Source organism: Aeromonas aquatica (assembly GCF_000764655.1).
Lineage (GTDB): Bacteria > Pseudomonadota > Gammaproteobacteria > Enterobacterales > Aeromonadaceae > Aeromonas > Aeromonas aquatica.
This window is the reverse complement of sequence record NZ_JRGL01000123.1, coordinates 1-26,100: the sequence shown is the minus strand read 5'-3', so window position 1 is coordinate 26,100 and position 26,100 is coordinate 1. Positions and strand designations below refer to the sequence as shown.

23 protein-coding genes and 1 other annotated feature are annotated in these 26,100 nt (G+C 61.4%); of the genes, 11 read left to right on the top strand and 12 right to left on the bottom strand.

All coding sequences use genetic code 11. From position 1 onward, the window contains the following. Positions 1 to 144 precede the first annotated feature (144 nt). On the bottom strand, positions 145 to 684 hold the full coding sequence (locus LG30_RS0116315; RefSeq protein WP_033131756.1) for a glycine zipper 2TM domain-containing protein: 540 nt from the start codon (positions 682 to 684) through the stop codon (positions 145 to 147). Between the two features lie 337 nt (positions 685 to 1,021). Between LG30_RS0116315 and LG30_RS0116310 the strand changes: the two genes are divergently transcribed. The 4 genes from LG30_RS0116310 to LG30_RS0116295 all read left to right on the top strand — a co-directional run bounded on the left by LG30_RS0116310 (position 1,022) and on the right by LG30_RS0116295 (position 4,778). Next, the gene (locus LG30_RS0116310) at positions 1,022 to 2,644 is read left to right on the top strand and encodes an acyl-CoA synthetase (RefSeq protein ID WP_033131755.1); all 1,623 of its coding nucleotides are present in this window, start codon (positions 1,022 to 1,024) and stop codon (positions 2,642 to 2,644) included. 177 nt (positions 2,645 to 2,821) lie between these two features. After that, positions 2,822 to 3,409: a TetR/AcrR family transcriptional regulator gene (locus LG30_RS0116305; protein WP_033131754.1), complete on the top strand. Its 588-nt coding sequence runs from the start codon at positions 2,822 to 2,824 to the stop codon at positions 3,407 to 3,409. A gap of 101 nt (positions 3,410 to 3,510) precedes the next feature. After that, positions 3,511 to 4,137, top strand: coding sequence for a CatA-like O-acetyltransferase (locus LG30_RS0116300; RefSeq protein ID WP_033131753.1), 627 nt, complete (start codon positions 3,511 to 3,513; stop codon positions 4,135 to 4,137). A gap of 2 nt (positions 4,138 to 4,139) precedes the next feature. Further along, positions 4,140 to 4,778 carry a pentapeptide repeat-containing protein gene (locus LG30_RS0116295; protein WP_052101143.1) on the top strand — a complete coding sequence of 213 codons (639 nt, stop codon included), beginning with the start codon at positions 4,140 to 4,142 and terminating at the stop codon, positions 4,776 to 4,778. 302 nt (positions 4,779 to 5,080) lie between these two features. Here LG30_RS0116295 and LG30_RS0116290 read toward each other — a convergent pair whose 3' ends face one another. The 11 genes from LG30_RS0116290 to hisG all read right to left on the bottom strand — a co-directional run bounded on the left by LG30_RS0116290 (position 5,081) and on the right by hisG (position 17,969). After that, entirely contained in the window at positions 5,081 to 5,380 is a 300-nt protein-coding gene (locus tag LG30_RS0116290; RefSeq protein ID WP_033131752.1) for a hypothetical protein, read from the bottom strand. Positions 5,381 to 5,569: 189 nt separating this feature from the next. Then, positions 5,570 to 6,211 carry a bifunctional phosphoribosyl-AMP cyclohydrolase/phosphoribosyl-ATP diphosphatase HisIE gene (gene hisIE / locus LG30_RS0116285; RefSeq protein ID WP_033131751.1) on the bottom strand — a complete coding sequence of 214 codons (642 nt, stop codon included), beginning with the start codon at positions 6,209 to 6,211 and terminating at the stop codon, positions 5,570 to 5,572. A gap of 92 nt (positions 6,212 to 6,303) precedes the next feature. After that, entirely contained in the window at positions 6,304 to 7,077 is a 774-nt protein-coding gene (gene hisF / locus LG30_RS0116280; protein ID WP_033131750.1) for an imidazole glycerol phosphate synthase subunit HisF, read from the bottom strand. 185 nt (positions 7,078 to 7,262) lie between these two features. Next, positions 7,263 to 10,685 (bottom strand): PAS domain S-box protein, encoded by a 3,423-nt coding sequence (locus tag LG30_RS0116275; RefSeq protein WP_033131749.1) that lies wholly within the window; start codon positions 10,683 to 10,685, stop codon positions 7,263 to 7,265. A 93-nt stretch (positions 10,686 to 10,778) separates the two neighbouring features. Then, entirely contained in the window at positions 10,779 to 11,888 is a 1,110-nt protein-coding gene (locus LG30_RS0116270) for a response regulator (RefSeq protein ID WP_033131748.1), read from the bottom strand. Positions 11,889 to 12,016: 128 nt separating this feature from the next. After that, positions 12,017 to 12,751, bottom strand: a complete 735-nt coding sequence (hisA, locus tag LG30_RS0116265) for a 1-(5-phosphoribosyl)-5-[(5-phosphoribosylamino)methylideneamino]imidazole-4-carboxamide isomerase (RefSeq protein ID WP_033131757.1) — start codon at positions 12,749 to 12,751, stop codon at positions 12,017 to 12,019. Between the two features lie 121 nt (positions 12,752 to 12,872). Further along, positions 12,873 to 13,505: an imidazole glycerol phosphate synthase subunit HisH gene (gene hisH, locus LG30_RS0116260; protein ID WP_033131747.1), complete on the bottom strand. Its 633-nt coding sequence runs from the start codon at positions 13,503 to 13,505 to the stop codon at positions 12,873 to 12,875. Then, positions 13,505 to 14,638, bottom strand: coding sequence for a bifunctional histidinol-phosphatase/imidazoleglycerol-phosphate dehydratase HisB (gene hisB / locus LG30_RS0116255; protein WP_033131746.1), 1,134 nt, complete (start codon positions 14,636 to 14,638; stop codon positions 13,505 to 13,507). The genes hisH and hisB overlap by 1 nt, the downstream gene beginning before the upstream one ends. 14 nt (positions 14,639 to 14,652) lie before the next feature. Continuing rightward, positions 14,653 to 15,750: a histidinol-phosphate transaminase gene (gene hisC, locus LG30_RS0116250; RefSeq protein WP_033131745.1), complete on the bottom strand. Its 1,098-nt coding sequence runs from the start codon at positions 15,748 to 15,750 to the stop codon at positions 14,653 to 14,655. After that, positions 15,747 to 17,060 (bottom strand): histidinol dehydrogenase, encoded by a 1,314-nt coding sequence (gene hisD, locus LG30_RS0116245; RefSeq protein ID WP_033131744.1) that lies wholly within the window; start codon positions 17,058 to 17,060, stop codon positions 15,747 to 15,749. The genes hisC and hisD overlap by 4 nt, the downstream gene beginning before the upstream one ends. Positions 17,061 to 17,072: 12 nt before the next feature. Next, positions 17,073 to 17,969: an ATP phosphoribosyltransferase gene (gene hisG / locus LG30_RS0116240; RefSeq protein WP_033131743.1), complete on the bottom strand. Its 897-nt coding sequence runs from the start codon at positions 17,967 to 17,969 to the stop codon at positions 17,073 to 17,075. Positions 17,970 to 17,998: 29 nt separating this feature from the next. Then, positions 17,999 to 18,124, bottom strand: a sequence feature (His leader region). A gap of 185 nt (positions 18,125 to 18,309) precedes the next feature. Here hisG and LG30_RS0116235 point away from each other — a divergent pair. From LG30_RS0116235 to rnd, 7 genes are all read left to right on the top strand, one after another. Further along, positions 18,310 to 18,555: a hypothetical protein gene (locus LG30_RS0116235; protein WP_033131742.1), complete on the top strand. Its 246-nt coding sequence runs from the start codon at positions 18,310 to 18,312 to the stop codon at positions 18,553 to 18,555. 66 nt (positions 18,556 to 18,621) lie between these two features. Beyond that, a complete protein-coding gene (locus tag LG30_RS0116230) occupies positions 18,622 to 20,532 on the top strand; it encodes a DNA repair helicase YoaA (protein ID WP_033131741.1) in 1,911 nt (636 codons plus the stop codon). 151 nt (positions 20,533 to 20,683) lie between these two features. After that, positions 20,684 to 21,385: a tRNA (adenosine(37)-N6)-threonylcarbamoyltransferase complex dimerization subunit type 1 TsaB gene (tsaB, locus tag LG30_RS0116225; RefSeq protein WP_033131740.1), complete on the top strand. Its 702-nt coding sequence runs from the start codon at positions 20,684 to 20,686 to the stop codon at positions 21,383 to 21,385. A gap of 67 nt (positions 21,386 to 21,452) precedes the next feature. Then, complete coding sequence (locus LG30_RS0116220) at positions 21,453 to 21,971, top strand: Slp family lipoprotein (protein WP_033131739.1); 519 nt, start codon at positions 21,453 to 21,455, stop codon at positions 21,969 to 21,971. Continuing rightward, positions 21,971 to 22,813 carry an alpha/beta fold hydrolase gene (locus LG30_RS0116215; protein WP_033131738.1) on the top strand — a complete coding sequence of 281 codons (843 nt, stop codon included), beginning with the start codon at positions 21,971 to 21,973 and terminating at the stop codon, positions 22,811 to 22,813. The genes LG30_RS0116220 and LG30_RS0116215 overlap by 1 nt, the downstream gene beginning before the upstream one ends. A gap of 197 nt (positions 22,814 to 23,010) precedes the next feature. After that, positions 23,011 to 24,687, top strand: a complete 1,677-nt coding sequence (gene fadD, locus LG30_RS0116210; protein ID WP_152599344.1) for a long-chain-fatty-acid--CoA ligase FadD — start codon at positions 23,011 to 23,013, stop codon at positions 24,685 to 24,687. Between the two features lie 91 nt (positions 24,688 to 24,778). Continuing rightward, positions 24,779 to 25,891 (top strand): ribonuclease D, encoded by a 1,113-nt coding sequence (gene rnd, locus LG30_RS0116205; protein WP_033131736.1) that lies wholly within the window; start codon positions 24,779 to 24,781, stop codon positions 25,889 to 25,891. Positions 25,892 to 26,100 lie beyond the last annotated feature (209 nt).

The window sequence follows — 26,100 nt, the reverse complement described above, 5'->3', positions numbered from 1 at the left end:
GCAGTGGGAAGAGAGACAGCAGGTGTTGAAAGGCTTGGGTATCCATGATGGTGGCCTTCAGGGTGATGACCTACTTCAAGGTTAGCCTTTCAACACGTAATTGGGACAGAGCCTTTTTCAAGGCAGGGCGCTCCTAACGGAGGTTCAACCCTGCGCGTTGCTCAGTACCAACTTGCCATCCTTGACCGGGATGGTGGGGCCGGGTTCTTTCTCCATGCGGATCACCCCTTCCTGGCCGGCGAGACGATAAGTCACGTCATATCCCAGAGTGCGGGTGCTGCTGTCCTGCACCGTCTTGCAGCGCTGCTCTGTGGTGGTGTAGGTATCCCCGGCCTGCATGTTGCCTTGTACCTGGTTGCCCGCGTAGCCACCGGCCACTGCGCCTGCGGCGGTGGCCACCTTCTTGCCGCTGCCGCCCCCGAACTGGTTGCCCAGCACGCCTCCCAAGGCCGCGCCGACCACAGTGCCCAGGATCTTGTGTTCATCCTGCACCGGCTTGCGGTGGGTGACGGCGACGTTGCGACACTCCTGTCTGGGGGTCTTGATGGTCTCGGTCAGCGGCTTGCTTGCCAGTACCTCGGCAAACTGGGGCTGGGAGGAAAACAGGGATCCACTGGCTGCCGCCGACAAGGCCAGCGCAGAGGCGATCCCGATCCCGACACCTGCCAACATGGATGTGTTCATTTTGCGTTCTCCTGAGATGCATCATCTGATGCTGTTCGAGCTTGCGGTCATCTTGGCACACCGTCGTGGATGAACAAGGGAAGCCGCGCGCAGGCACGACAACCTCTGACTTCACCAAAAATTATCTCGCCAACAAGGTGTCGGGCTTTGGCGACAACGGCCGTTGCCATACCCAGAAAGGCCTAAGACGTTTTGCTAATACCTGTCGCGGATCCCCCTTGATACCCTCTCTTTCCATAGGGCATAGGCCCCGGGCATGATGCCCGGCGCCGTTTCCCGGCAACAGGCCGGCCAGCCGGATCCACCCGCTTTGTGCCACATATGAGGAAGGAACCCGATGACAGAGCAGAACATCTATGAGACAGGCCTTGGCAAGACGCCCGCCAATTTCGAGGCCCTGACCCCCTTGAGCTTTCTGACCCGGGCGGCCCGGGTCTATCCCGACTACCCGGCCCTGATCCACGGCCCCTTGCGCCAGAGCTGGGCCCAGACCGAGCGGCGCTGCCGCCGGCTTGCCTCGGCCCTGCGCCGGCACGGGATAGGCGAGGGGGACACTGTCTCCATCGTCGCCCCCAATGTCCCGGCCATGTTCGAGGCTCACTTCGGGGTACCCATGAGCGGCGCCGTGCTCAACACCATTAACACCCGGCTCGATGCCGAGTCCATGGCCTTCATCTTCCAGCATGCCCAGAGCAGGGTGGTGCTGGTGGACAGGGAGTTTGGCGCCGTGGTCGGCAAGGCGCTGGCCCTGCTCGACGCCGCGCCGCTGCTCATCGCCATCGATGATCCCCTCTATCAGCAGGGAGCGCTGGTAAGCGATCTCGACTACGAGGCCTTCATTGCCGGGGGCAACGGCGACGAGCCCGGCTGGCTGCCGGCGGACGAGTGGCAGGCGATTTCCCTGAACTATACCTCGGGCACCACGGGTAACCCCAAGGGGGTGGTCTATCACCATCGCGGCGCCCACCTCAATGCGGTCAACAACGTGCTCTCCTGGGAGCTGCCCAAGCACCCCGTCTATCTGTGGACCCTGCCGATGTTCCACTGCAACGGCTGGTGCTTCCCCTGGACGATGGCGGCCACCGCCGGGGTGAGCGTCTGCCTGCGCCATGTGCAGGCGGGCGCCATCTATGAGGCCCTGCACAGCCACAAGGTGAGCCACTTCTGCGCGGCACCCATCGTCCTCAATATGCTCAACAACGCCGATCCAGCGCTCAAGCTGGGGCTCAATCACCCCATCAAGGTGATGACGGCCGGCGCGGCGCCACCCGCCACCGTGATCGCCGGCATGGAGGCCATGGGGATAGTGGTGACCCACACCTATGGTTTGACCGAGACCTATGGCCCCTGCGTGGTCTGCGAGCCCCAGCGCAGCTGGGACGGGCAGGATGCCGCCGCCCTGTCGCGGCTCAAGGCACGCCAGGGGGTAACTTCGCCGCTGCAGGGGGAGATGCGCGTCGCCAACCCGGTCAGCGGCGAGCCGGTGCCTCAGGATGGCAAGACCCTGGGGGAGATCTTCCTGCGCGGCAATGTGGTGATGAAGGGCTATCTCAAGAACCCGGCGGCGAGCGAGGAGGCGATGGCGGAAGGTTGGTTCAGAAGCGGGGATCTCGCGGTCTGGCACCCGGACGGCTACGTGGAGATCAAGGACAGATCCAAGGACATCATCATCTCGGGCGGGGAGAACATCTCCAGCCTGGAGGTGGAGGATGTGCTCTACCGTCATCCCGACGTGGACGAGGCCGCGGTGATCGCCATGGCGGACGAGAAGTGGGGAGAGGTGCCCTGCGCCTTCGTGAAGCTCAAGGAGGGCAGGGAACTGAGCCAAGCGGAGCTGATCGCGTTCTGCCGCGAGCAGATGGCCCACTTCAAGGCCCCCAAGCGCATCATCTTCACCCCCCTGCCCAAGACCTCCACCGGCAAGGTGCAAAAGTTCATGTTGCGCCAGCAGCTGGAGTGATCCCGTCGACGGGGATGCGGACGGGCATCTGAGGGCAGTTCATCTCCTGTGGTCATGTGGATGTGTCGCTGGACAGTCCAGGTCAACGGTGTTGAATAATCCATGTCAACGCCGTTGACTTGCATGAGGGACATACCTAAAATCGCTCATCATGACGGCTTGGAAAGGGAAGGAAATATGATCAAGGATGCTGTTACCGAGGAGGTGGTGAAATTGAGTGGTGCTGACACAACCAAAGCCTTGATCCTGGATGTTGCTCGACGACTTTTCTCTTCAACCGGCTACAGAGCGACGTCGCTCAGGGCCATCGCAAAGGAAGTCGGGGTCGATCCCGCATTGCTCATCCGCTATTTTGGCTCCAAGGAGGAGCTTTTTCTTGAAGCGCTGGCTATCAGCGACTTTTGTGAAAAAGCACTCACAGGTTCATTGGATGGCATGGGATACCGTATCGTTCTTGAACTGATCTCCGGCGATATCAAACATAAAATGAGTTCCTATGTGTCTTTGGTTCAGGCCTCTGACAGCGAGACGATAAGAGCCCGTTTACAGGATGTCGTTAGAACTCGATTCGTTGAGCAACTGGCGCAACGTTTGCCTGGGCGGGATGCTGAATTGAGAGCCCATCTTGTGTCAGCCCAGATGGGCGGGCTTATCAATTCATTGGCCGTTATCCAGCACGAAACACTGCTGGCAACGCCAATCGATATTATTGCCGAGCATTATGGCGCAGCGATACAGCTCTTGATCGATGGCAAGCCAGCCTGATAACGATTTATTGAGATTGGATTGCTGTTTTAAGCAATGTTGATATCACCAGCTTTTGATGTGAAGCTTTTTTAAACCCATTTAAAACAGGCTGTTTCGCTGTGTCAAACTATCTCCCGGTTGATGAAACCAAGTGGGGACGTGCACTCCATTGCAATATTTTCAAGAATTTCAGCAATCCACTCTATGGCGTGACCGTTGAGCTGGATGTGACGAAATTTATAAACAAAATCCGCAAGCTGGAGACATCCTTCACCTTTGCCATGATATTCGTCACGGCCAGGTGTGCAAATGAAGTAGAGGCATTTCGCTACCGATTCTTGGATGGGCGCGTGGTGCTATACGATCAAATCAATACTGTGTTTACTTACCTTGACAAGGAAACAGAGTTATTCAAGGTTGTTGACGCCCCATTGACGGATACGCTGCAGACCTATGTGTTGGCGGCGCAGCAGGCCGCGCTTGCACAACAGGCGTATTTTACAGCGCCAGCGGGAGGCAATGTTTTTCAATTTTCACCGCTACCTTGGTTCTCATATACGCAACTGTCTCATACATTCTCCGGAGACAAAGAGAACGCCATCCCTCTTTTCAATTGGGGAAAGTATTCCGAGAGAGAGGGTCGTGTCATGCTGCCTTTTTCCGTGCAGGTGCATCACTCCTTTGTTGATGGCATTCATATCGGCAGGTTTCTCGAAAAATTGCAAGCAGCACTCAATGAAAACTGAGCGTGAATGACAGAATTATCGCAATAAGGCTCAATATGAAAGATAGAATAGATGACGGCATCGCCGAGTATTACCAAGAAGAGTTCAATGGTCTCAAGTACGCCGACACCCATATCTACGCAAAAGTATTTGAAGACTGTGTCTTTGTGAATTGCTCCTTCAATGGTGCCCATTTTCAACGTTGCAAATTCGTTGACTGCATCTTCAAAAATTCAGATCTGAGCAACCTCCGAGTTGATAGCAGCCGATTTTTAGCCGTGCTTTACGAAGAGTGTAAAATTATCGGGGTTGACTGGAGTAAAGCCGAGTGGTCAAGGTTTGTGGTGCCTGGGCAGCTCATGTTCAAAAAATCTATTTTAAATGACTCCTCATTTTTTGGTCTGAAATTGCCTGGCATGATCATGGAGGAGTGCAAGGTAAGGGCTGCAGACTTCAGAGGTGGCGACTTCAGCAAATCCGATTTCTCATACTCGGATTTTACTGAAAGCATGTTCGGCAATACCAACCTGAACGGTACTGATTTCAGGGAGGCGACCAATTACCGTATCGATGTGCGGGACAATCACCTGAAAGGGACTAAATTCACACGGCTTGAGGCAATCCACTTGCTGGATGGTTTTGGATTCGAGCTGTTTGATTGAAAGCCAGATAGGAGCCTATGGATTTCACTCTGATGTTTGCTTATTCAAGTCGACCAATGAGCTGGGGTGAAACCCTTATGTGACTGCAAAACCTTGCCTGGCGTAAATGGGGAGACATTATGCCTCCCTATTGTTGGTTGTTGACATCCTCACGACTGCCCCCCTTCAAGGGGGCGAGGCAAGCCGGGTGAGCCGTCGGATATCAATACACCGACTATTTGTTATGCCGCTCACGGAGGCGCTGCACCACATCTTGCAGGCACTGCTTTTCGTTTTGCGCGGGCCTGTCATCCTGGCGTCTCTCAGTGCGGAGGATTGGCGCCCCTTATGCGCTTGCTCAGCGCCTCCCACAGGCCGGTGATGAAGTAATAGAGCCCTCCCTCCTCGGTGGCCTTGGTGTATTGGGTCAGGGGTTCGATCATGCCGCTGCGGAAGGCGGCGAGGGCCTCGCGATCGCTGCTTGCCTCGATGTAATCCCCCACCACTTCAAACCCCTGCTCAAGCAGTTGCGCCTTGGCAGTCAAGAAGGAAGGCGATGACATCAGCAGGAAGGTGACGCTGGCGGGATCTTGTCCCAGGCGGAAGAACTGATATTTGCTCATAGAACCTCTGACATTGGACGGTATGGCGCCATTATCCATGGGGGCATTCCCGCTGGGCAGACCCCATGTGCGGCGTTAAAAGGTCCCTTTGTTCAGACCAGCTTCAGTCAACCGCCCAGCGGCTTGTCCTTACCAAATAGCGGGCACAAAAAACGGGCCAATGGCCCGTTCTGTTTATCCGTTGACACACTACTTGTTATGGCGCTCGGCGAGCCGCTGCACCACATCCTTCAAGCCCAGCCCTTCATTTTGCAGCAGCACCGTGAGGTGGTAGAGCAGATCGGCGGATTCGTTGATGAGCTCTTCGCGATCCTTGGCCATGGCGGCCAACGCCACCTCCACACCCTCTTCACCGACCTTCTGAGCGATGCGCTTGGTGCCCTTGCCGTAGAGGCTGGCGGTGTAGCTGGTGGCGGGGTCGGCACCCTTGCGCGAGGCCAGGATCTGCTCGAGTTCCGCCAGGAAGCCGAGCGGCGGCAGCGGGTGACCGTCGAAGCAGGAAGGGGTACCCAGATGGCAAGTGGGGCCCACCGGGTCGGCTGCGATCAGCAGGGAGTCCTGATCGCAGTCGGTACTGATGGCGACGAGCTTGAGCACATGGCCCGAGCTCTCGCCCTTGGTCCAGAGCCGCTGCTTGCTGCGGCTGAAGAAGGTGACCTGACCGGTGGTTTGGGTTTTTTCCAGCGCCTCTTTGGTCATAAAGCCCTGCATCAGCACCTGGCCGCTCGCGGCGTGCTGAACGATGGCGGGGATCATGCCCTCGGTCTTGCCCCAGTCCAGTCGGTCAATCAGTGAGTCGGAATTATGCACAGGTGGCGGCTCCTCTATCATCAGGCTGGCATGCAGGAGGGGGGATCATGTCCCCATTACATTTGGCCCAATCCAGGCGCTCGGCCAGCGGGGTCTGGTTGTTTACAGCTTGGTTATTCACGGATGGCGACTCCTTCGTTTTTCAGCCAGCGTTTCAATTCGGGAATGGGGATAAGGCCCTTGTGGAACACGGAGGCCGCCAGGGCCCCGTCCACGTCGGCGAGGGTAAAGGCATCGAGGAAGTGTGCCATGGTACCGGCGCCGCCGGAGGCGATGAGCGGCACTTTGCACAGGGCCCGCACCAGCTTGAGCTGCTCGAGATCGTAACCCTGGCGCATGCCGTCCTGGTTCATCACGTTCAGCACGATTTCACCCGCGCCGCGCTTTTGCACCTCCTTGACCCACTCCAGGGTGGTCCAGGCGGTGGTGCGGGTGCGGCTCTCGTCGCCGGTAAACTGCTTGACTTGATACTCACCGGTGGCGGCATCAAAGTAGGAGTCGATACCGACCACCACGCACTGCACGCCGAAGCGCTCGGCCAGTGCGGTGATAAGGCGAGGATCCGCCAGGGCGGGGGAGTTGATGGAGACCTTGTCGGCGCCAAACTCCAGGATCTGGCGCGCATCCTCCACGCTCTTGATGCCGCCGGCGACGCAGAACGGAATGTCGATGACCTCGGCCACTCGGCTCACCCAGCTCTTGTCCACCACCCGGGCGTCGCTGGAGGCGGTGATATCATAGAACACCAGCTCGTCGGCTCCCTCGCTGGCGTAGCGGCGGGCAAGCTCGACTATGCCCCCCATCACTTCGTGATTTCGAAACTGCACTCCCTTGACCACCACGCCGTCTTTGACGTCGAGACAGGGGATAATACGCTTTGACAACATGCTCGTTGCTCCATGTAAAGCACGGTTAACATTCGATTCAGCCAGACGGTGCCGGCATTCTCGCGATCCTGGATAAAGCGGGCTGGCATGGCGCTGGCATCGGCCGAGGCGGGAGAGCCCACACTATAAGCACGACCTTGTACCGCAATCCAACCCTTTCTCCGCATTCCTCTCTCTGCTACTTATCAATGCCGGGTGATGGCGCCGGATCCTTCCGAACGGAAGGCCAGCAGGTTGTCCTCCACCTGTTTCAGCCCTCTGATGGTGATCAGGGCACCGTCGAAGTCGAACCCCTTCAGCTGCTGGGCGAGCAGGGTGCCCTGCTCGCCCAGGCCGGTCAGCATGGCGCCGGCGTGCTGATCGAACAGTGTGATGGCGGCGGTATCGCTCTGGGCTAGCAGCGCCTCCAGCTGGCGCAGCAACTGCTGCTGCCAGTGGCTGCTCGGCAGGGGGGAGACGATATCCGTCTGCGCATCCTCGGCCCCCAACCGGAGCTCCAGCTCGACGAGATCCCGGCCTATGCCGGCGATCAGGGCGGCCAGCAGATCCTCTTCCTGTGCCCGCAGGGCCTGCTCCAGCTGCAACCCCTGCTCGGCGAGGCTGGTCAGACCCAGGGTCGAGGCGGCGCCGCGCAGGCTGTGGGCCAGGCCAATGGCACAGGGGCGATCCCCCTTCGCCAGGCACTCGGCCAGGTGCTCGGTGTCTCCTCGATGCTGGACCGCGAAGAAGCGCAGCAGCCTGAGGTATTTATGTTGATCCCCTTGCAGCGCCGCCAGGCCTTGCACCAGATCCCAGCCGGGCATCTCCTGCAGCCGGGCGAGGGGGGCGCACCAGCGTTCGGCGGGCCGTAGGGGCGAGGCTACGGCGGGGGTGCCCGCTGGTAGCCATTGCCGCAGCGCCTCGAACAGCCTGGCCGGGGTGACGGGCTTGGTGATGAAGTCGTTCATGCCGGCGGCCTCGCAGGCCTTCCTGTCCTCCTCAAAGGCACTGGCGGTGAGCGCCAGTATGGGCACCTGATCCTGATCGGGCAGGGCCCGGATGGCGCGGGTGGCGCTGTAGCCATCCATCAGCGGCATCTGTATGTCCATCAGGATGAGATCGAAAGACTGGTGGCGGATCTTGTCCAGCGCATCCAACCCGTTGACTGCCGTCTCTATGATGAGGCCGCTGCCGGTGAGCAGCTCGGTGATCACCTCCCGGTTGATGGCGTTGTCCTCCACCAGCAGCAGACGAGCCGGATAGGAGGAGAAGAACGGCTGCTTGGGCTGGGTCGGCAACACAGGGGGCAGGGGGATGCTCTTGCCCGGGGAAAGCTGTGCGGTGAACCAGAAGCAGCTGCCCTTGCCGGGGGTGCTATCGACCCCCACCTCGCCCCCCATCAGCTTGGCCAGCCGGCTGGTGATGGCAAGCCCGAGGCCGGTGCCGCCATATTTGCGGGTGGTGGAGACATCGGCCTGCTCGAAGGCCTGGAACAGCCGCTCGCGCTGCACCGCCGTGATGCCGATGCCGCTGTCCTCCACCTCGAAACGCAGCAGATAACCGCTGAGCAGCTTGCGCAGCATCCGCACCCGCAGGGTGATGGTGCCTGTCTCGGTGAACTTGATGGCATTGCCGGCATAGTTGAGCAGCGCCTGGCGCAGGCGGGTGATGTCGCCGCTGAGCCAGACCGGGGCGCCATTGAGATCGATCTGGATGGCGAGCCCCTTGGCGCTGGCCTGCTCGTCCATCAGGGCGCAGACGTTGTCCAGCATGGCGACGAGGGAGAAGTCGTGGCACTCCAGCAGCATCTTGCCCGCATCGATCTTGGAGAGATCCAGGATGTCGTTGATGAGGGTGAGCAGGTGCTGGGCCGCGTTGTCTATCTTCTCCAGCCGATCGTGCTGGCCGGCCTCTTTGGCATCCCGCTTGAGCAGGTAGGTGAGCCCCAGAATGGCGTTCATGGGGGTGCGGATCTCGTGGCTCATGTTGGCGAGGAAGGCACTCTTGGCCTGGTTGGCGCTCTCGGCGCGCTGGTGTGCCTGGGCCAGCTGCTGGGTGCGCTCGCTGACCATCTCCTCCAGGTGGAAGCGATACTGATCCAGCTCCTCCCCGAGCTGCTTCTTCTCGGTGATGTCCGCCTGCACCGTCACGAAGTGGGTCACCTGATCGTTATCCCGGCGAATGGGGGAGATGGAGGCCAGCACCTGATAGTGGCTGCCATCCTTGCGCTGGTTGATGAACTCCCCGTGCCAGCGCTGGCCGCGTTTGAGGGCATCCTGCAGGGCGATATGGGTGGCGGGCGGGGTGAGGCCGGAGTCGAACAGCTGAGGGCTTTGCCCCAGAACCTCTTCTTCTGCATAGCCGCTGGTGGCCAGGAAGGCGGCATTGGCATATTCGATGCGCGACTCGGTATTGGTGATGAAGATCCCGTCCGGGCTCTGTTCCAGGGCCAGAGACAGCTGTCGCAACTGCTGCTCGGCCTGCTTGCGCTCCGTGATGTCCTGCACAGTGCCGTACAGCTCCACGATGGTCCCGTTCTCGTCTCGCAAGGCAGTGCCACGGGCGATGATCCAGGCGGCCTCCCCGCTGGGGGTGACGACCTCGGCATCGCATTCGTAGGGGGCGCCATCCTGCAGGCAGCGATCCACAGCCTGGCTCAGGGTGTGCCAGGCCTGTGGGGTGAAGTAGTTCTGCACCTCGGGATAGACGGCGGGGGGGAGCGCCGGATCCCGGCCATAGATGCGAAAGATTTCCGGAGACCAGTAGTGCGTGTCCTGAACGATGTGCCAGCGCCAGTTGCCGATCTTGGCCAGACGCTGGGATTCGCGCAGGATCACCTCGTTCCGGCGCAGGGCGGCCTCGGTCTCCTTGCGCTGCTGGTTGTCCTCGATGATGGAGATGAAGTAGTCCGGTTGCCCCTGGAGATCCCTGACCAGGGTCGTGGTCAGGGTGATCCAGAACGCCTCGCCCCCCTTGCGCAGGTAGCGCTTCTCCAGGGCATAGTGCTGGCCCTCGCCGGCCAGCAGCTGATCGACATAGCTCTGATCGATGAAGAGATCGTCCGGGTGGGTGATCTGCTGGAAGTTCATTTCCATCAGCTCGTCGGCGCTATAACCCACCATGTCGCATAGCCGCTGATTGACCCGAAGCCAGTTGCCGTCGGGGGATACCAGGGCGATGCCGACGGCTGCCTGCTCGAAGGTAGCCTGAAAGCGATCCTCGCTCTGCCGCAGCCGGGACTGGGTGTTCAGCAGCTCCTGCCAGCGCTGACTCTCCCTGACGCGGGAGCGGTGCATGGCTGCGCTCAGTAGGGTGATCAGGACCCCGTTGGCGACGAGCAGACCCCACTGGACCTGATCCTGACCGGAGGCGATATACAGCTCGTGGCGCGGTGACAGGATGAAATAGGCGGTCATCAGGGCCACGCAGAGGGTGCTGATGAGGCCGGGCAACAGCCCCCCCAGCAGGGCGCAGACGATGATGGGCAACATGAACAGCACCAGCAGCGGCCGCTCCTCGACGGGAATGGGCAGCTGGAGCCGGATCAGCAGCACGAACAGGGGCATCAGTATGGCCAGCAGGCAGGCCCCTATCCATTGATGCCTGCTCAGGGGGAAAATCCATTTCATGCGGGGCGCTCCTCGGGCGACAGAGGGATCCAGGGACATTGTGCAATCTTCCCCACAGAGGGTATGACCAGGGTCTTGGCGAGCAGGGGGATCCTAGCCATGGGGCACCTCGTGATCGTCACGGTAGCGCTCGGCGATGGCGATGAACTGCTCGAATTGGGCATCAAAGACGGCCACCACGTCCGGATCGAAGTGCAGCCCGCTGCCCTCGAGGATCAGGCTGCGCGCCTGCTGGTACGACATGGCGGGCTTGTAGACCCGGGCGCTGATGAGGGCATCGAACACATCGGCCAGCGCCATCAGCCGGGCCGAGACCGGGATGTTATCGCCGTTCAATCCATCGGGATAACCGCTGCCATCCCACTTCTCGTGATGCCAGTGGGCTATCTCCTTGGCCAGGGTGAGGAAGGCCAGGGGTTGATCTATGTCCCGTTCCGCCTCCTCGATGGCGTCGCTGCCGAGCTTGGCATGGGTGCGCATGATGGGCCATTCCTCCTCGGTCAGCTTGCCCGGTTTGAGCAGGATCTGATCCGGGATCCCCACCTTGCCGATGTCGTGCAGGGGGGCCGAGCGGCTGAGCAGCTCTATGTAGGCGGGGGTCAGGGTGTCGGTGAAACGGGGATGGCTTGCCAGACCGATGGCGAGCTGGCGCACATAGAGCTGGGTGCGCAGTATGTGGTTGCCGGTCTCGGGATCCCGGATCTCCGCCAGGTGGGCGAGGGCGCGGATGGAAACCTGCTGGATCAGATCGTTCTCCGCCATGCGTCTGGACACCTCGGCTTCCAGCAGCGCGTTCTGGCTTTGCAGCCCATCTCTCGCCTGTTTGGCCTCCAGCTGGGTGCGCACTCTGGCCTGGACGATGGCGGGGTTGATGGGTTTGGTGATGTAGTCGGTGGCGCCGAGGGCCAGCCCCTGCGCCTCGCTGCGAGGATCGGAGAGGGCGGTGAGCAGCACCACGGGAATGGAACTGGTGGACGGATCTGACTGCAGCCTTCGCAGCACCTCGTAACCGTCCATGTCCGGCATCATCACGTCCAGCAGGATGAGATCCGGCCGGGGTGAGCCGGTGGCGATGCGCAGGCACTTCTCGCCCCCCTGGGCGGCCAGCACACGGTAGGTGGGGGTGAGCAGATCGGTCAGTACCATCAGATTCTCGGGGGCATCGTCGACGATCAGGATGGTGGCGGCTTGGGCTGTGAACATGGCGCCTCCGCGACGCAAATGGGTCAGTCGAGTATAGAGTCGATTGTCACTAAGGGATAAATGATGGCTCAGACTCGACGGCGCGTCAGTCGTGAGCCCGCAAAAACGGGCTCACACAGCAACTCCGCTCAGCGGGCCCAGCAGGCGATGGCGCCCTTGACGTCGAATTTGCCCTCCAGCAGGGCGCGGCCGAGGATGATCCCCTTGACCCCTGTGCCCTTGAGCGCCTCTATGTCGGCCAGATTACCTATGCCGCCCGAGGCCTGGAAGGCCACGCTTGGATAACGGGCGCAGAGATCCCGGTAGAGCTCGACGTTGCTGCCGGCAAGCGTCCCGTCCCGACTGATGTCGGTGCAGAGCACGTGCCTGAGTCCGGCGGGAAGGAAGCGATCGATCAGCGCCTCTATGGTCACCCCGCTGTTCTCCTGCCAGCCGGCCACCGCGATCTGGCGATTGCCTTGTGCATCTATATTGACGTCCAGCGCCAGCACGATGCGTTCGGCGCCGTACTTCTCCATCCAGCTCGCCACCAGTTCCGGGGACTTGACGGCGGTGGAGCCGATCACCACCCGATTGGCGCCGGCAGCCAAGAGGTCTGCCACGTCCTGCTCGGTACGCACCCCACCGCCCACCTGCACCGGCGCCCTGGTCGCGGCGAGCAGCTCGGTGATGAGCGCAAGCTGGCGGGCTTGTGTCTCTTTGGCGCCGTCCAGATCCACCAGGTGCAGTTGCTGCGCCCCTTGCGCCACGTAGTCGTTGAAGCGAGCCTGAGGGCTGCTGCTGTAGGCGGTCTTCTGGCCGTAGTCGCCCTGATAAAGACGCACTACCTGCCCGTTAATCAGATCAATTGCCGGGATAATCATCTTGTTCACAACTCCAAATATTTGAATGGACTACAGCCTGCCAGCATCCGGTCATTGCCCTGATAGAGGCGCATCTTCATGTGCCCGTTAATCAAATCCATTGCCGGGATAATCATCCTTGTTACAGCGCCAAAAAGTTTTGCAGTAGGCGGGCGCCGGCCGGGCCGGATCGCTCCGGGTGGAATTGGGCGCCAAAGAAGTTGTCTCGCGCGACGATGGCGGTAAAGGGGCTGCCATAGTCGCAGCTGGCCAGGGTCGCCGCCGTCACCTCCAGGGCATAGGAGTGGACGAAGTAGAAGTAGCTGCCGCTCGGGATACCGCTTAGCAGCGGGTGTGTCTCGTCGTGCTCAATCTGGTTCCAGCCCATGTGGGGCAGACGCAGGTCGCCCACCTCCATCAACCGGATCTTGCCGGGCACTATGCCGAGACAGTCGATCAGCGCGCCACTGTCGTCATCCTCGCCCGTCATTGTCTCCTCGGAGGCTTGTGCCAGCATCTGCATGCCGAGACAGAAGCCGAGCAGCGGCTGTTTGGCGGCGCGAATAAGGGGCACCAGATTGCGCTCGTTGAGGTTGCGCATGGCGGCGACGGCGGTGCCGACTCCCGGCAGGATCAGCTTGTCGGCGCCCTCGATATCGGCGGCGCTGCAGCTGACCAGGGGCTGCACACCGAGACGCTCGAACGCCATCCGCACCGAGGCCAAATTGGCACAGCCAGTGTCAATGATGACGAGGTTTTGCTTACTCAAACCCATCACAGCACCCCCTTGCTGGAGGGCAGTTCGCTCCCCTCAACCCGGATGGCCTGGCGCAGGGCGCGGCCGAAGCCCTTGAACAGGGCCTCTACCTGGTGGTGGGTGTTGCCGCTGCCGACCTTCATCTGCAAGGTGATGGCCATGGCGTCCGACAAGGAGCGGAAGAAGTGCGGCACCATCTCGGTGGCCATCTCACCCACGCTGTCGCGGCCAAAGCCGCTCGGGCAGTCGAACACGAAGTAGGGGCGGCCGCTCAAGTCCAGCGCGGTGGCCACATCCAGCTCGGTGAGGGGGGCGGCGTCATCGCTGTGGCGAGGACGACCATCGATCACCGCCTGCACCTCATCCATCGCCAGCACGAAGCCGAAGCGACCGATGCCACGCTTGCTGCCGAGGGCCTGACGCAGGGCCTGACCCAGGGCGAGGCCGACGTCTTCCACCGTGTGGTGATCGTCGATGTGCAGATCGCCGCTGACTTTCAACTTGAGGCGGAACCCGGCGTGGGTGGCTATCTGATCCAGCATGTGATCGAAGAAGCCGATGCCGGTGGCGATCTGGTTGCCGCCGCTCTTGTCGAGATCCACCGCCACCTGGATGCGGGTCTCCTTGGTGTAGCGCTCCACCTCGGCCACACGCCCCTTGGAGAGTAGCTGATCACGGATGGCGAGCCAGCCGTGATCTTGTGGCTGGTAGCGAATGCCGCGGATGCCCATGTTGTCGGCGAGCTGCAAGTCGGTCTGCCGGTCGCCTATCACGAAGGAGTTGGCAAAATCGATGCGACCCGAGGCGAGGTACTCCTTCACCAGCCCGAGGTTCGGCTTGCGGCAGCTGCAGCCGTCGGTTGGGAAGTGCGGGCAGATCAGCACCTGTTCCCAGTGCACGCCCTGTGATTCAAACAGGTGCATCATCAGGTCGTGGGGGGGCTGGAAATTTTCAAGGGGCAGGCTATTGGTGCCGAGCCCGTCCTGATTGGTCACCATCACCAGCACGTAGCCAGCGGCCTGCAGCTCGCGCAGCACCGGGATCACCATGGGCTCGAAGCGCAGCTTGGCGAGGCTGTCCACTTGCTTGTCGGTCACCGGCTCCTCGATCAGGGTGCCGTCGCGGTCGATAAACAAAAACGGGGTCTTCATGGGTTACATCCTTTTCAGCGAGTGGCAGACATCTTGTCGGCGGGTACGTTATTGGCACAGAGGCCGCGCAGCACCTCGAGTACGGCATCCATCTCCCCCTGATAGCCGATGGTGATGCGGATGCTGTTGTCGAGCCCCGGCTTGCTGGAAAAATCACGCAAGATGATACCGGCGGCCTTCATGGCAGCGAACACGCTGGCGCCATTCTCGAAGCGCACCAGCACGAAGTTGCCCTTGTCCTCGAACACCTCTTTCACGCAGGCAAGCCGGAGCAGCTCGGCCTTGATGAGAGCCTTCTGCTTGTTGAGCTCCTGCACCCGCTCTTGCATCAGCGCCAGCCCCATGGGGGAGAGAGCCTGGGCTGCAATCTGGGCGATGGGCTCGGGGATGGGGTAGGGGGCTATCACCTTGGCCAGCATGGCGATGACCTCGGGATCCCCCAGGGTAAAGCCGCAGCGGATGCCCGCGAGGGCAAAGGCCTTGGAGAGGGTGCGGGTCACCACCAGATTCGGGAAGCGGGCGAGCAGGTCTACCACTGAGCTTTCCGGGCAGAACTCGATGTAGGCCTCGTCCACCACTATGATGGCGCGCTCCCGGGCCTTCTCCAGCAGCTTGATGAGGCCCTTGCGGCCCACCAGATCCCCGGTCGGGTTGTTGGGGGAGCAGAGGAACACCAGCTTGACGTCGGAGAGGCGATCCTGGATGGCGGGCCAGTCCGGCTGGCGGCTAGGGGTCAATGGCTGTTCGACGATGCCGACCCCGCAGGTCTCGGCGCTGATGGCGTACATGCCGTAGGTCGGCGGGCAGATGAGGATCTGATCTTCTCCGGCCTCACAGAAGGTGCGGATCAGCAGCTCTATGGCCTCATCGGCGCCCCGGCTCACCAGCACCTGATCCGGATTCACCCCCGCATAGGTGGCGTAGCCTTTCACCACCTCGGCCGGTTGGCACTCGGGATAGCGGTTGAGGCGGCTGCCCTCGATGGTGAAGGGGTAGGCCAGCGGCGCCTCGTTGGCGTTGAGCCAGACGTGACCATTGCCGCCGATGCGGCGAGCAGATTGATAAGGGGTGAGGGCCCGCACCACGCGGCGAGCCAGATTGGCGATGCTCATGACAGATCCTTTTGTTGCAGCTTGGTGGCGAGGGCGTCCAGCCTGAGGGTGACGGCATTTTTATGGGCATCGAGCCCCTCGGCCTCGGCGATGCGCTGGACGATGGGGCCAAGGCCCTGGATGCCCTCGGCGCTCAGCTCCTGCACCGTGTAGCGGCGCTGGTAATCGGCGAGCCCGAGGCTCGAGCAGGTGCGCGCGTAACCGTAGGTCGGCAAGGTGTGGTTGGTGCCGCTGGCGTAATCCCCCACCGATTCCGGCGTCCAGGCTCCCAAGAAGATGGAGCCAGCGTTCTCTAGCCTGTCCAGCAAGTCGCGCGGTGCCTCGGTCTGCACTATCAAGTGCTCGGGGGCATAGGCGTTGGAGATGGCGCAGGCCTCATCCAGGCTGTCGCACAGGATCACCAGGCTTGAACCGAGCGCCTTGGCGGCGATGTCCCGGCGGCTGAGCCGGGCCAGCTGCGCCTTTATCTCCCCGCTGATGGCATCGGCCAGGCGCGGCGAGGTGGTGACTAGCACCACCTGGCTGTCCGGGCCGTGTTCGGCCTGGGAGAGCAGGTCCGCCGCCACGAAGGCCGGGTTGGCACTCTCGTCGGCAATCACCAGCACCTCGGAGGGGCCGGCCGGCATGTCGATGGCCGCGCCGCGCCAATCGCGGGAGACCTGACCCTTGGCCTCGGTCACATAGGCATTGCCCGGACCGAAGATCTTGTCCACCTTGGGGATACTCTGGGTGCCATAGGCCATGGCGGCGATGGCCTGGGCGCCGCCGATGGCAAACACCTGGCGCACGCCGCAGGCACGGGCGGCAAACAGGATCTCGTCGCTGGCGGGGGACGGGGTGCAGAGCACCACTTCCCGGCAACCGGCGATGGCGGCCGGAATGGCCAGCATCATGACGGTAGAGGGGAGCGGGGCGCTGCCCCCCGGCACATAGAGGCCAACCCGGTTGATGGGCTGGATACGCAGCTCACAAACGACGCCGGGTTGGGTTTCCACCCGCACAATCGGCTGCACTTGGGCTGCGTGGAAGGTGCGAATGTTGTTGATGGCGGCATTGATGGCATCTTTGATGTCATCCCCGAGGCGCGCGCAGGCGGCGTCCGTCTCGGCTTCGCTCACCCGCAACTGCTCGCGGGGGGCACGCTCGAAGCGCAGGCCGAGCTCACGCAGGGCCTCATCTCCCCGGCCACGCACGGCGGCAATGATGCCCTGCACCACGGCGCCGATGTCGGCCTCGTCATTCAATGCCGGCCGGGTCAGCACGTCGGCCTGTTGAGCGGGGGAGAGGGTCTTCCAGATCAGGGTCTGCATGATGTCCCGTCCTTATTCCATCATTTTTTCGATGGGCAGCACCAGAATGGAGCTGGCACCCAGAGCCTTGAGCTGCTCCATGGTCTCCCAGAACAGTGTCTCGCTGGATACCACGTGCAGGGCGACCTGATTGGTGTCACCGGCCAGCTGCATGATGGTGGGGCGCTCGGCGCCCGGCAGCAGGTCGGTGATGGCGGCGAGTTTGTCTTTCGGGGCGTGCAGCATGATGTACTTGCTTTCGCGGGCCTGTTGCATGCCCTGGATGCGGGGCAACAGCTTGTCGATGATGGCCTGCTTGGCGGCGTTCAATGGATTGGGCGCCTGCACCAGCACCGCCTTGGAGCGGTAGATGACTTCCACCTCTTTAAGGCCGTTGGCCTCCAGGGTCGCACCGGTGGAGACCAGATCGCAGATGGCATCGGCCAGGCCTGCGCGCGGCGCCACTTCCACCGAGCCACCCAGCATCACGCTCTTGAAGCTCAACCCCTGCTCGTCGAAGAAACGCTTGAGCAGACCGGGGTAGGAGGTGGCGATGCGCTTGCCGGCGAGGCTTTGCGGCCCCTTGTAGGCCACATCGTCCGGCACCGCCAGCGACAGGCGGCAGCCCCCGAAATCCAGCTGCTTGAGGGTTTTCACTTCCGCGGGCAGCCCCTGGGCGGCGCGGATGAGCTGCGCCTCTTCCAGCACGTTCTCACCTATGATGCCAAGATCGACCACCCCTTCCATCACCAGGCCCGGGATGTCGTCATCACGCACCCGCAGTATGTCGATGGGCATGTTCTCCACGTGGGCGATGAGGCGCTGCTCCCGCAGGTTGATCTTGAGGCCGCAGCTCTTGAACAGAGCCTGGGAGTCCTGGCTCAGGCGACCGGACTTTTGCATGGCGATGCGTAGACGTTGTGTTTCCATTGCTCGATTTCCTTACTAGTCAAAAACGAAAAAAACCCTCGGAAGTGTGTGCTTCCGAGGGTTTATGAATCTTGCGGTCCTTTTGGAAGTCACCAGTTAAGTGTCTTCCAGCAGTCAACCTCCTGAAAGACTAGTCGGGATGATGATGGTGATGATGAGTCTTCAGCAGGGTGAACTTCATGTAATCAATCCTTTACAAATAAGATGTCGTAGTTGACGCCTGATTTAAACTACCTGCCTTGACAGAAAATGCAACCTGAAATTGTGATTTGCCCGATTAAAGTGGAGAAAACGGTTTTCTGGTCGATAACTAAACAAGATAGCCTGAGGAGTGATCACTATGCCCAGCCAGGACCTGTTATTCCCCATCTTGCCACGGGCGCCGGCGTCCCCGAGCCCCGATGACATCAAGCGGGAGGTGACCCAAATCAGCCAGAAGCATCAGCTGCGCAAGATTGGCACTGACAACGGCGGCGGCGCCCAGCAGTACCAGCAGGGGCATCACCCGGCCAAGCGTGATCAGCCAAGGGTGCAGGAAGATGATCACAAGCCGGATCCGGACCATCAGATCGATCTCTTCGTCTGAACGCATTATCAGTCCCGCTTTCGCCACGCTTTTGGCATAATGACCGCTTTTGCGCGGGACTCCCCTTTGACCATACAGACCCTGTTCCAGCCTGACGGCCCCCTGGCCAGCCACATCGATGGTTTTGTCGCCCGTGCGCCGCAACTGGCGATGGCCGAGGCGGTGGCGCGCGCCATCAAGAGCGGGGGGCGGCTGCTGGTGGAGGCGGGGACGGGCACCGGCAAGACCTATGCCTATCTGGTGCCGGCACTGGAATCCGGCAAGCGGGTGGTGATCAGCACCGGTTCCAAGAACCTGCAGGAGCAGCTCTTCTACCGGGACCTGCCCACCATCACGGCGGCGCTCTCCTACACCCCGCCGGTGGCCCTGCTCAAGGGACGCAGCAACTACCTGTGCATCGAGCGCATGAATCGTCTGCTCGGCGAATCCCATCTGCAAAAGCCCGAGGTGCTGACCGATCTGGTCAAGGTGAAGTCCTGGTCCACCGCCACCCTGACCGGCGATGTGGGAGACATTCCGGGGCTGCAGGAGAATGCCGAGATCCTGCCCCATATCACCAGCACCAACGAGAATTGCCTCGGCCGCGACTGCCCCTATTACGACGACTGTCACCTGGTGGTGGCCCGCCGCCGCGCCATGGATGCCCAGGTGGTGGTGATCAATCATCACCTCTTCTTCGCCGACATGGCGGTGAAAGACACGGGATTTGGCGAGCTGGTGCCCGAGGCGCAGGTCTATGTGTTCGACGAGGCGCACCAGCTGCCGGAGATCGCCACCAACTACTTCGGCAAGTCGGTAGGCAGCCGCACCATCTCGGATCTGGCGCAGGATATCCAGCTCGCCTATCGCGCCGAGGCCCACGACATGGGACAGCTCAGCAAGGCGGCGGACCGGCTTGCCATCGCGAGCCAGGACTTGCGCCTCGCCTTCGGGGTGGACGGCGGTCGTGGCAACACCCGCGACATGCTGCGTCTGCCGCTCTGGGCCCAGGCGCTGGCGCGGCTCAACGATGCGCTGGGCTTGTGCTACGAGGTGCTCAAACTCGCGCTCGGCCGCGGTGAGCAGCTGGATCATGCCTTCGAGCGGATCTGCGAGCTGCGCACCCGCCTCGGCGAGGTGCTGGCCATCAACCAGACCGGCTTCTCCTACTGGTATGACTGCTCGCGGCTGCACTTTACCCTCAGCCTCACCCCGCTGTCGGTGGCCGAGCGTTTCGGCGCCGAGGTGTTGAGGCCCGAGGTGGCCTGGGTATTCACTTCGGCGACCCTGACGGTGGACAATCGCTTCGATCACTTCAAAGCGGAGCTCGGGCTGGCTGGCAGCGCCGAGCTTATCCTCGACAGCCCGTTCGATTACGCCGAGCAGGCGCGGCTGTGCGTGCCACGCTTCCTGCCCGAGCCCAACGCCTTTGGACGGGGAGAACTGCTCGCCAATCTGATGATCCCGCTCATCAACAAGACGCCGGGAGGCTGTTTCTTCCTCTGCACCAGTCACCAGGTGATGCGGCAGGTGGCCGAGGTGCTGCGCCGGGAAATAGGCCGCACCGTCTTGCTGCAGGGGGAGGACAACAAGCAGCGGCTGCTCAAGACCTTCGTGGAGAACGGCCGCGCCGTGCTGGTGGCGACCAGTAGCTTCTGGGAGGGGATAGACGTACGGGGCGCCGCATTGTCCTGTGTTATCATCGACAAGCTGCCGTTTGCCAGTCCCGACGACCCCCTGCTCAAGGCGCGGGTCGACGACTGCAAGCTCAAGGGCGGGGATCCCTTCGCCGACATCCAGCTGCCCAAGGCGGTGATCGCCCTCAAGCAGGGCGTGGGGCGGCTTATCCGTGATCGCAGGGATCACGGCGTGCTGGTGATCTGTGATCCACGCATGGTCAACAAACCCTATGGCGCCACCTTCATCAAGAGCCTGCCCGCCATCCCTCGCACCCGGGAGTTAGAGTCGTTGGGGAGTTTCTTTGACCGGGGCGCTTGAGCCTGACAGGCCGCGTACCCGGCGCGCTCTGCATTCGACCTGTGATGCTGCCGGGTGGCTAGCGATTGACTGATTTGCCATGTTAAGAAAACGGGTGAGCAGATCCCGCTTGCACGTTATGTCATTGACTGATTTATAGAGATTGGAACCCATGACCGAGTTGAAGATCCTGGCCGTTGATACCGCCACCGAAGCCTGCTCCGCCGCCCTGCTGGTGGGCGACAAGCTGTTCTCCCGTTGGGAAGAGGCGCCGCGGGATCACACCCAAAAAATCCTGCCCATGGTTCAGGCTGTGTTAGACGAGGCCGGTCTATCGTTGGCTGAGCTCGACGCCATCGCCTTTGGGCGTGGACCGGGCTCCTTTACCGGCGTGCGCATCGGGATCAGCGTGGCCCAGGGGCTCGCCTTTGGCGCCGGCGTGCCGCTTATCGGCATCTCCACCCTGGCTGCCATGGCCCAGGGGGCTCATCGTCTGGACGGCGCCGAGCGGGTGTTGACCGCCATAGATGCGCGGATGAACGAGGTCTATTTCGGCCACTACGAGCTGCTCGATGGCCGCATGCAGCTGGTGGGGGAGGAAGTGGTGAGCGATCCCGCCGCCCTGATTGAAGCGCGCGGCAAGCTGGCGGGCAGCCTGAGCTGCGTCGGGACCGGCTTTGAAACCTATGGCGAGACGCTCAACGCCCTGGCCGACGAGCTGGTGGTGAGCCAGGTGCGCTTCCCGGCGGCGGTCGACATGCTGCCCCTGGCTCGGGCCGCCTGGCTGGCGGGGGAGGCGGTGGCTGTGGAGCAGGCCACACCGGTATATTTGCGCGACAAGGTGACCTGGAAAAAGCTGCCGGGTCGCGAGTGACATCCAACGGCGAGCCGCGACGCGACGCCAGCGAGTGAAGGCGGACGGCGCGGACAAGGAGAGGCAAATGATGAAACGCGTGATCATGCTGGGCCTGACGGGGCTGCTGCTCGGCGGCTGCAGCTCGGTGCCCAAGGAGCTGGCCTATGAGCCGGAAAGCCAGCTGGTGGCCTATCAGCCTGCCTTGCAGGGGATGGAGGGCAAGCCTGCGCGCTGGAGCGGCGTCATCTCGGCGGTGCACAACGAGCAGGATCAGAGCGTCATCGAGGTGGTCTACCTGCCGCTCAAAGCCAATGGCGTGCCGACCCAGACGGAGCAGAGCCCGGGGCGTTTTCTGGCCGTCATGAAGGGTTTTGTGGATCCGACGCTCTATGCCAAGGGACGCAGCCTGACGGTGCTCGGCACCCTGGACAAGCCGGTGGATAGCCAGATAGGGGATCACAAGTATCGCTTCTCTGTGCTCAAGGTCACCGCCAGCAAGCTGTGGCCGCCGGTGAAGGAGGTGGAGATCCGCTACATGGACCCCTACTTCTACGACCCCTTCTATGATCCCTTCTGGCCAAGACGCCACTACTCCCGCTGGTGATGATGGAAGAGCGCTTCCTCACCCTGGCCGATGGACGGCGCATCGCCCTGCTGGATAACGGCCGGCAGGGCAAACCCCTGCTCATTGCCCTGCACGGCTGGCTCGACAATGGCGCCAGCTTCCTGCCCCTTGCCCCTCATCTCGCCGAGTTCCACCTGATCTGCGTCGATCTGCCGGGGCACGGTCACTCGGATCACAAGTCGACCCCCTATGTCTTCATCGACTGGCTGGACGATCTTTATCAGTTGAGTCAGGCCGCCGGCTGGTCGCGCTTCATGCTGCTCGGCCATTCCCTCGGGGCGCTCATTGCCAGTGCCTATGCGGGGGTCTTTCCCGAGCAGATAGTGCGGCTCATCCTGCTGGAGGGGCTGGGACCCCTCAGCCAGCCCGATGAGGCGGTGCCGGCGCAGCTGCGTAAGGCGATCTTGAATCGCAGCCGCACCCGCGAGCGGGCCTCCAATGGTTTTGCCTCCCTGGATGAGGCGGTGGCCGCCCGTTGCAAGGTGGCAGACATTACCCCGAGCGCGGCGCGACTCATCTGCGAGCGGCAGCTGATGGCGCGGGACGGGCGCTGGCACTGGCGCAGCGATCCCAGATTGCGGGACCTGTCGCCCATGCGCATGAGTGAGGGGCAGGCCAGGGCGTTGATCCGATCTATCGAGTGCCCCGTGTTGTTTATCCGTGGAGAGCAGGGATTCCCGGCCCTGATCCAGCAGTGGCAGCAGCGAGCCGACGTCTTCAGGCAGATAGAAATGGCAGTGGTAGAGGGAAATCATCATTTTCATATGGATAATTCATCGAAAACCGCCGTTTGTATCGAAAATTTCTGCCAGATCCGGTAGGATCGCCGGCTTTATATCATTTCAGGTTTGCCTTCTCCCTCACACTTTCCTGTTGTTAATTTGCTGTTAATCGATGTTGCCTTATGTAAATATGGCGACATTAGAGCTTGAGCTTAAAACAATTGATTGAAATAGATGTGGACAGGGACGGAGGCAACACAGTGAGCGCACAGGTGCTAGTTATGCAGGAGAAGTTCGTGGACAAAGTCTGGCTTAAGCGTTATCCGGAAGGAGTCCCCGCCGAGATCAATCCAGACCAATACGGCTCTCTGGTAGAGATGTTTGAGGAGTCGGTGACCCAGTTTGCCGATCAGCCCGCCTTCGTCAACATGGGGCAGACCATCACCTATCGCCGGCTGGAGGAGCAGTCTCGCGCCTTCGCCGCCTACCTGCAAAACGAGCTCAAGCTCGGCAAGGGGGACAGGGTGGCGGTGATGATGCCAAACCTGCTGCAATACCCCATCGCCGTGTTCGGCATACTGCGGGCCGGCATGACGGTGGTGAACGTCAACCCGCTCTATACCCCGCGCGAGCTGGAGCATCAGCTCAAGGACTCCGGCGCCAAGGCCATCGTCATCGTCTCCAACTTCGCCCATACCCTGGAAAAGGTGGTCTACGACACCCCGGTCAAACACGTGATCCTGACCCGGATGGGGGACAACCTGGGGCTGGCCAAGGGCACGATCGTCAACTTCGTGGTCAAATACGTCAAGAAGCTGGTGCCCAAATACAACCTGCCCCACGCCAGCACCATGCGCCAGGCGCTGGCCAAGGGTCGCTACCTGCAATACATCAAGCCCGAAATCAGCAACCAGGACATCGCCTTCCTGCAATACACCGGCGGCACCACGGGCCTCTCCAAGGGCGCCATGCTGACCCACCGCAACATGATTGCCAACGTCGAGCAGTGCCTCGGCGTCTATGGTCCTGTGCTGGAGCGGGGCAAGGAGTTTGTGGTCACCGCGCTGCCGCTCTACCACGTGTTCGCCCTGACCGTGAACTGCCTGCTGTTCATGCGCCTGGGCGGCTACAACCTGCTCATCAGCAACCCGCGTGACATCCCTGGCTTCGTCAAAGAGATCAAGAAGTACCCCTTCACCTGCATCACAGGGGTCAACACCCTGTTCAATGCCTTGGTCAACAACGGCGAATTCCAGAGCATGGACTTCTCCGGTTTGAAACTGACCATAGGCGGCGGCATGGCGGTGCAGCGGGCGGTGGCCGAGCAGTGGAAGGCGCTGACCGATACCCCGCTGCTGGAAGGCTATGGCCTGACCGAATGCTCGCCCCTGGTGAGCGTCTGCCCTTACGATCTGGTGGACTATAACGGCTCCATCGGCCTGCCGGTCTGCTCCACCGAGATCCGCCTGGTGGACGATGCCGGCCAGGTGATCACCGCGCTCGGCGCCCCTGGCGAGATGCAGGTGCGCGGACCCCAGGTGATGACCGGCTACTGGCAGCGCCCGGAGGCGACCGCCGAGGTGATGCAGGATGGCTGGCTCTGTACCGGCGACATCGCCGTGTGCGATGAGCAGGGCTTCTTCAAGATCGTCGATCGCAAGAAGGACATGATCCTGGTCTCCGGCTTCAACGTCTATCCCAACGAGATAGAAGACGTGGTGGCGCTGCACCCCAAGGTGCTGGAAGTGGCCGCCGTGGGGGTGCCCCACAAGGTGTCCGGCGAGCTGGTGAAGATCTTCGTGGTCAAGAAAGATGCAACCCTGCTGGAGGGCGAGATTATTGCGCACTGCCGCAAACATCTGACTGCCTATAAGGTACCGAAACTGGTAGAATTTCGTGACGAACTTCCCAAGACCAATGTGGGCAAGATCCTGCGCCGCGTACTGCGCGACGAGGAAATTGCCAAGCAATAGCGGGCAGACAGCTTGATGTCATGCAAAACCGTGGGTCAGCCCACGGTTTTTTCTTTCCGGGTCCCGACTTCCGACCAAGGTGCAGGTAACGATGCAATATCAACTCATTTCTCAGCAAGCCGAACTGGAACAGTATCTCGCTTCCCTGGCCGATGTTCCTCTGGCCATCGATACCGAATTCGTTCGCACCCGTACCTACTATCCCCAACTCGGTCTGTTCCAAATCTATGATGGCCATCAACTGGCGCTGCTGGATCCCCTGACCTTGGACTTGTCCGGACTCTGGCAGCGACTCGGCCGGGCTGGGCAGATCGCCATACTGCATGCCTCCGGCGAAGATCTGGAGCTCATCCAGCATCAGGCGGGCCACCTGCCCAATCTGATGCACGACACCCAGCTGGCGACGGCCTTCCTGGGTCACGGCGTCTCGGTGGGCTTCGGCGCCCTGGTCAAGGAGTTCCTCGGCGTGGAGCTGGAAAAGGATCAGGCCCGCACCGACTGGCTGGCCCGCCCGCTCACCGACCGTCAGCTGGAATACGCGGCGGCCGATGTGTTCTATCTGATGCCGCTCTACGACAAGGTGATGGCGGCACTGCGCGACAGCGGTAAAGAGGCCTGGTTCGAGCAGGAGTGCCAGAACCACTGTGCCCGCAAGACCCAGGGCAGCGATCCCCGTCAGGCCTACCTCGAGATCATCAACGCCTGGCAACTGGGGCGCCGTGAACTCGCCATCCTGCGCGAGCTGGCCGCCTGGCGCCAGCAGGAGGCGGTGCGCCGGGATCTGGCCCTCAACTTCGTGGTCAAGGAGCTGCACCTGTTCAAGGTGGCGGAGCGCAAGCCGACCTCCCTGCGCGACCTCAACGAGTTGGGACTGGCGCCCATCGAGATCAAGATCCACGGCAAGCGGATGCTGGATATCGTTGCGTCGGCCCAGCAGAGTGCGCCGGACAGCTGGCCCGAGCCCATTCGCCGACTGGTGGACTACCCCCAGTACAAGGCCGAGCTCAAGCGCATCAAGGCCATGGTGGAAGAGAAGGCCAAGGCCCACAACATCCCGCCCGAGTTGGTGGCGAGCAAGAAGATCATTCACCAGTACTTCACCTGGAGCTGGCGGATGAGCGACGAAGAGCGCGCCCGCGCCGACAAACCCATGCTGCTGCAAGGCTGGCGCCTTGAACTGGTGGGTCACCTGCTGGCCCAGTAGTCGCCCCTCTGCAAGACCTGGCCGCCACGGGTGCAACACTCTGCCCCGGGGGATTGTGTCGGGAGTGGATGAGAAAAATAAATCATTGAAAGGGAAGCCTGTGGCTTCCCTTTTCTATTGTCAGAAGAGTCAGTGGCAGGTGGGTTAACTGTAAAATGACATAACATCCAGATAGAGATGCTGCTGCGGGCGTGGCAACGGACGCGGGG

What these genes read in the sequence shown, in the direction of transcription:
- LG30_RS0116315 (WP_033131756.1), bottom strand. Translation starts at nt 684, where the DNA reads ATGAACACATCCATGTTGGCAGGTGTCGGGATCGGGATCGCCTCTGCG.
- LG30_RS0116310 (WP_033131755.1), top strand. Translation starts at nt 1,022, where the DNA reads ATGACAGAGCAGAACATCTATGAGACAGGCCTTGGCAAGACGCCCGCC.
- LG30_RS0116305 (WP_033131754.1), top strand. Translation starts at nt 2,822, where the DNA reads ATGATCAAGGATGCTGTTACCGAGGAGGTGGTGAAATTGAGTGGTGCT.
- LG30_RS0116290 (WP_033131752.1), bottom strand. Translation starts at nt 5,380, where the DNA reads ATGAGCAAATATCAGTTCTTCCGCCTGGGACAAGATCCCGCCAGCGTC.
- hisIE (WP_033131751.1), bottom strand. Translation starts at nt 6,211, where the DNA reads ATGATAGAGGAGCCGCCACCTGTGCATAATTCCGACTCACTGATTGAC.
- hisF (WP_033131750.1), bottom strand. Translation starts at nt 7,077, where the DNA reads ATGTTGTCAAAGCGTATTATCCCCTGTCTCGACGTCAAAGACGGCGTG.
- LG30_RS0116275 (WP_033131749.1), bottom strand. Translation starts at nt 10,685, where the DNA reads ATGAAATGGATTTTCCCCCTGAGCAGGCATCAATGGATAGGGGCCTGC.
- LG30_RS0116270 (WP_033131748.1), bottom strand. Translation starts at nt 11,888, where the DNA reads ATGTTCACAGCCCAAGCCGCCACCATCCTGATCGTCGACGATGCCCCC.
- hisA (WP_033131757.1), bottom strand. Translation starts at nt 12,751, where the DNA reads ATGATTATCCCGGCAATTGATCTGATTAACGGGCAGGTAGTGCGTCTT.
- hisH (WP_033131747.1), bottom strand. Translation starts at nt 13,505, where the DNA reads ATGGGTTTGAGTAAGCAAAACCTCGTCATCATTGACACTGGCTGTGCC.
- hisB (WP_033131746.1), bottom strand. Translation starts at nt 14,638, where the DNA reads ATGAAGACCCCGTTTTTGTTTATCGACCGCGACGGCACCCTGATCGAG.
- hisC (WP_033131745.1), bottom strand. Translation starts at nt 15,750, where the DNA reads ATGAGCATCGCCAATCTGGCTCGCCGCGTGGTGCGGGCCCTCACCCCT.
- hisD (WP_033131744.1), bottom strand. Translation starts at nt 17,060, where the DNA reads ATGCAGACCCTGATCTGGAAGACCCTCTCCCCCGCTCAACAGGCCGAC.
- hisG (WP_033131743.1), bottom strand. Translation starts at nt 17,969, where the DNA reads ATGGAAACACAACGTCTACGCATCGCCATGCAAAAGTCCGGTCGCCTG.
- LG30_RS0116235 (WP_033131742.1), top strand. Translation starts at nt 18,310, where the DNA reads ATGCCCAGCCAGGACCTGTTATTCCCCATCTTGCCACGGGCGCCGGCG.
- tsaB (WP_033131740.1), top strand. Translation starts at nt 20,684, where the DNA reads ATGACCGAGTTGAAGATCCTGGCCGTTGATACCGCCACCGAAGCCTGC.
- LG30_RS0116220 (WP_033131739.1), top strand. Translation starts at nt 21,453, where the DNA reads ATGATGAAACGCGTGATCATGCTGGGCCTGACGGGGCTGCTGCTCGGC.
- LG30_RS0116215 (WP_033131738.1), top strand. Translation starts at nt 21,971, where the DNA reads ATGATGGAAGAGCGCTTCCTCACCCTGGCCGATGGACGGCGCATCGCC.
- rnd (WP_033131736.1), top strand. Translation starts at nt 24,779, where the DNA reads ATGCAATATCAACTCATTTCTCAGCAAGCCGAACTGGAACAGTATCTC.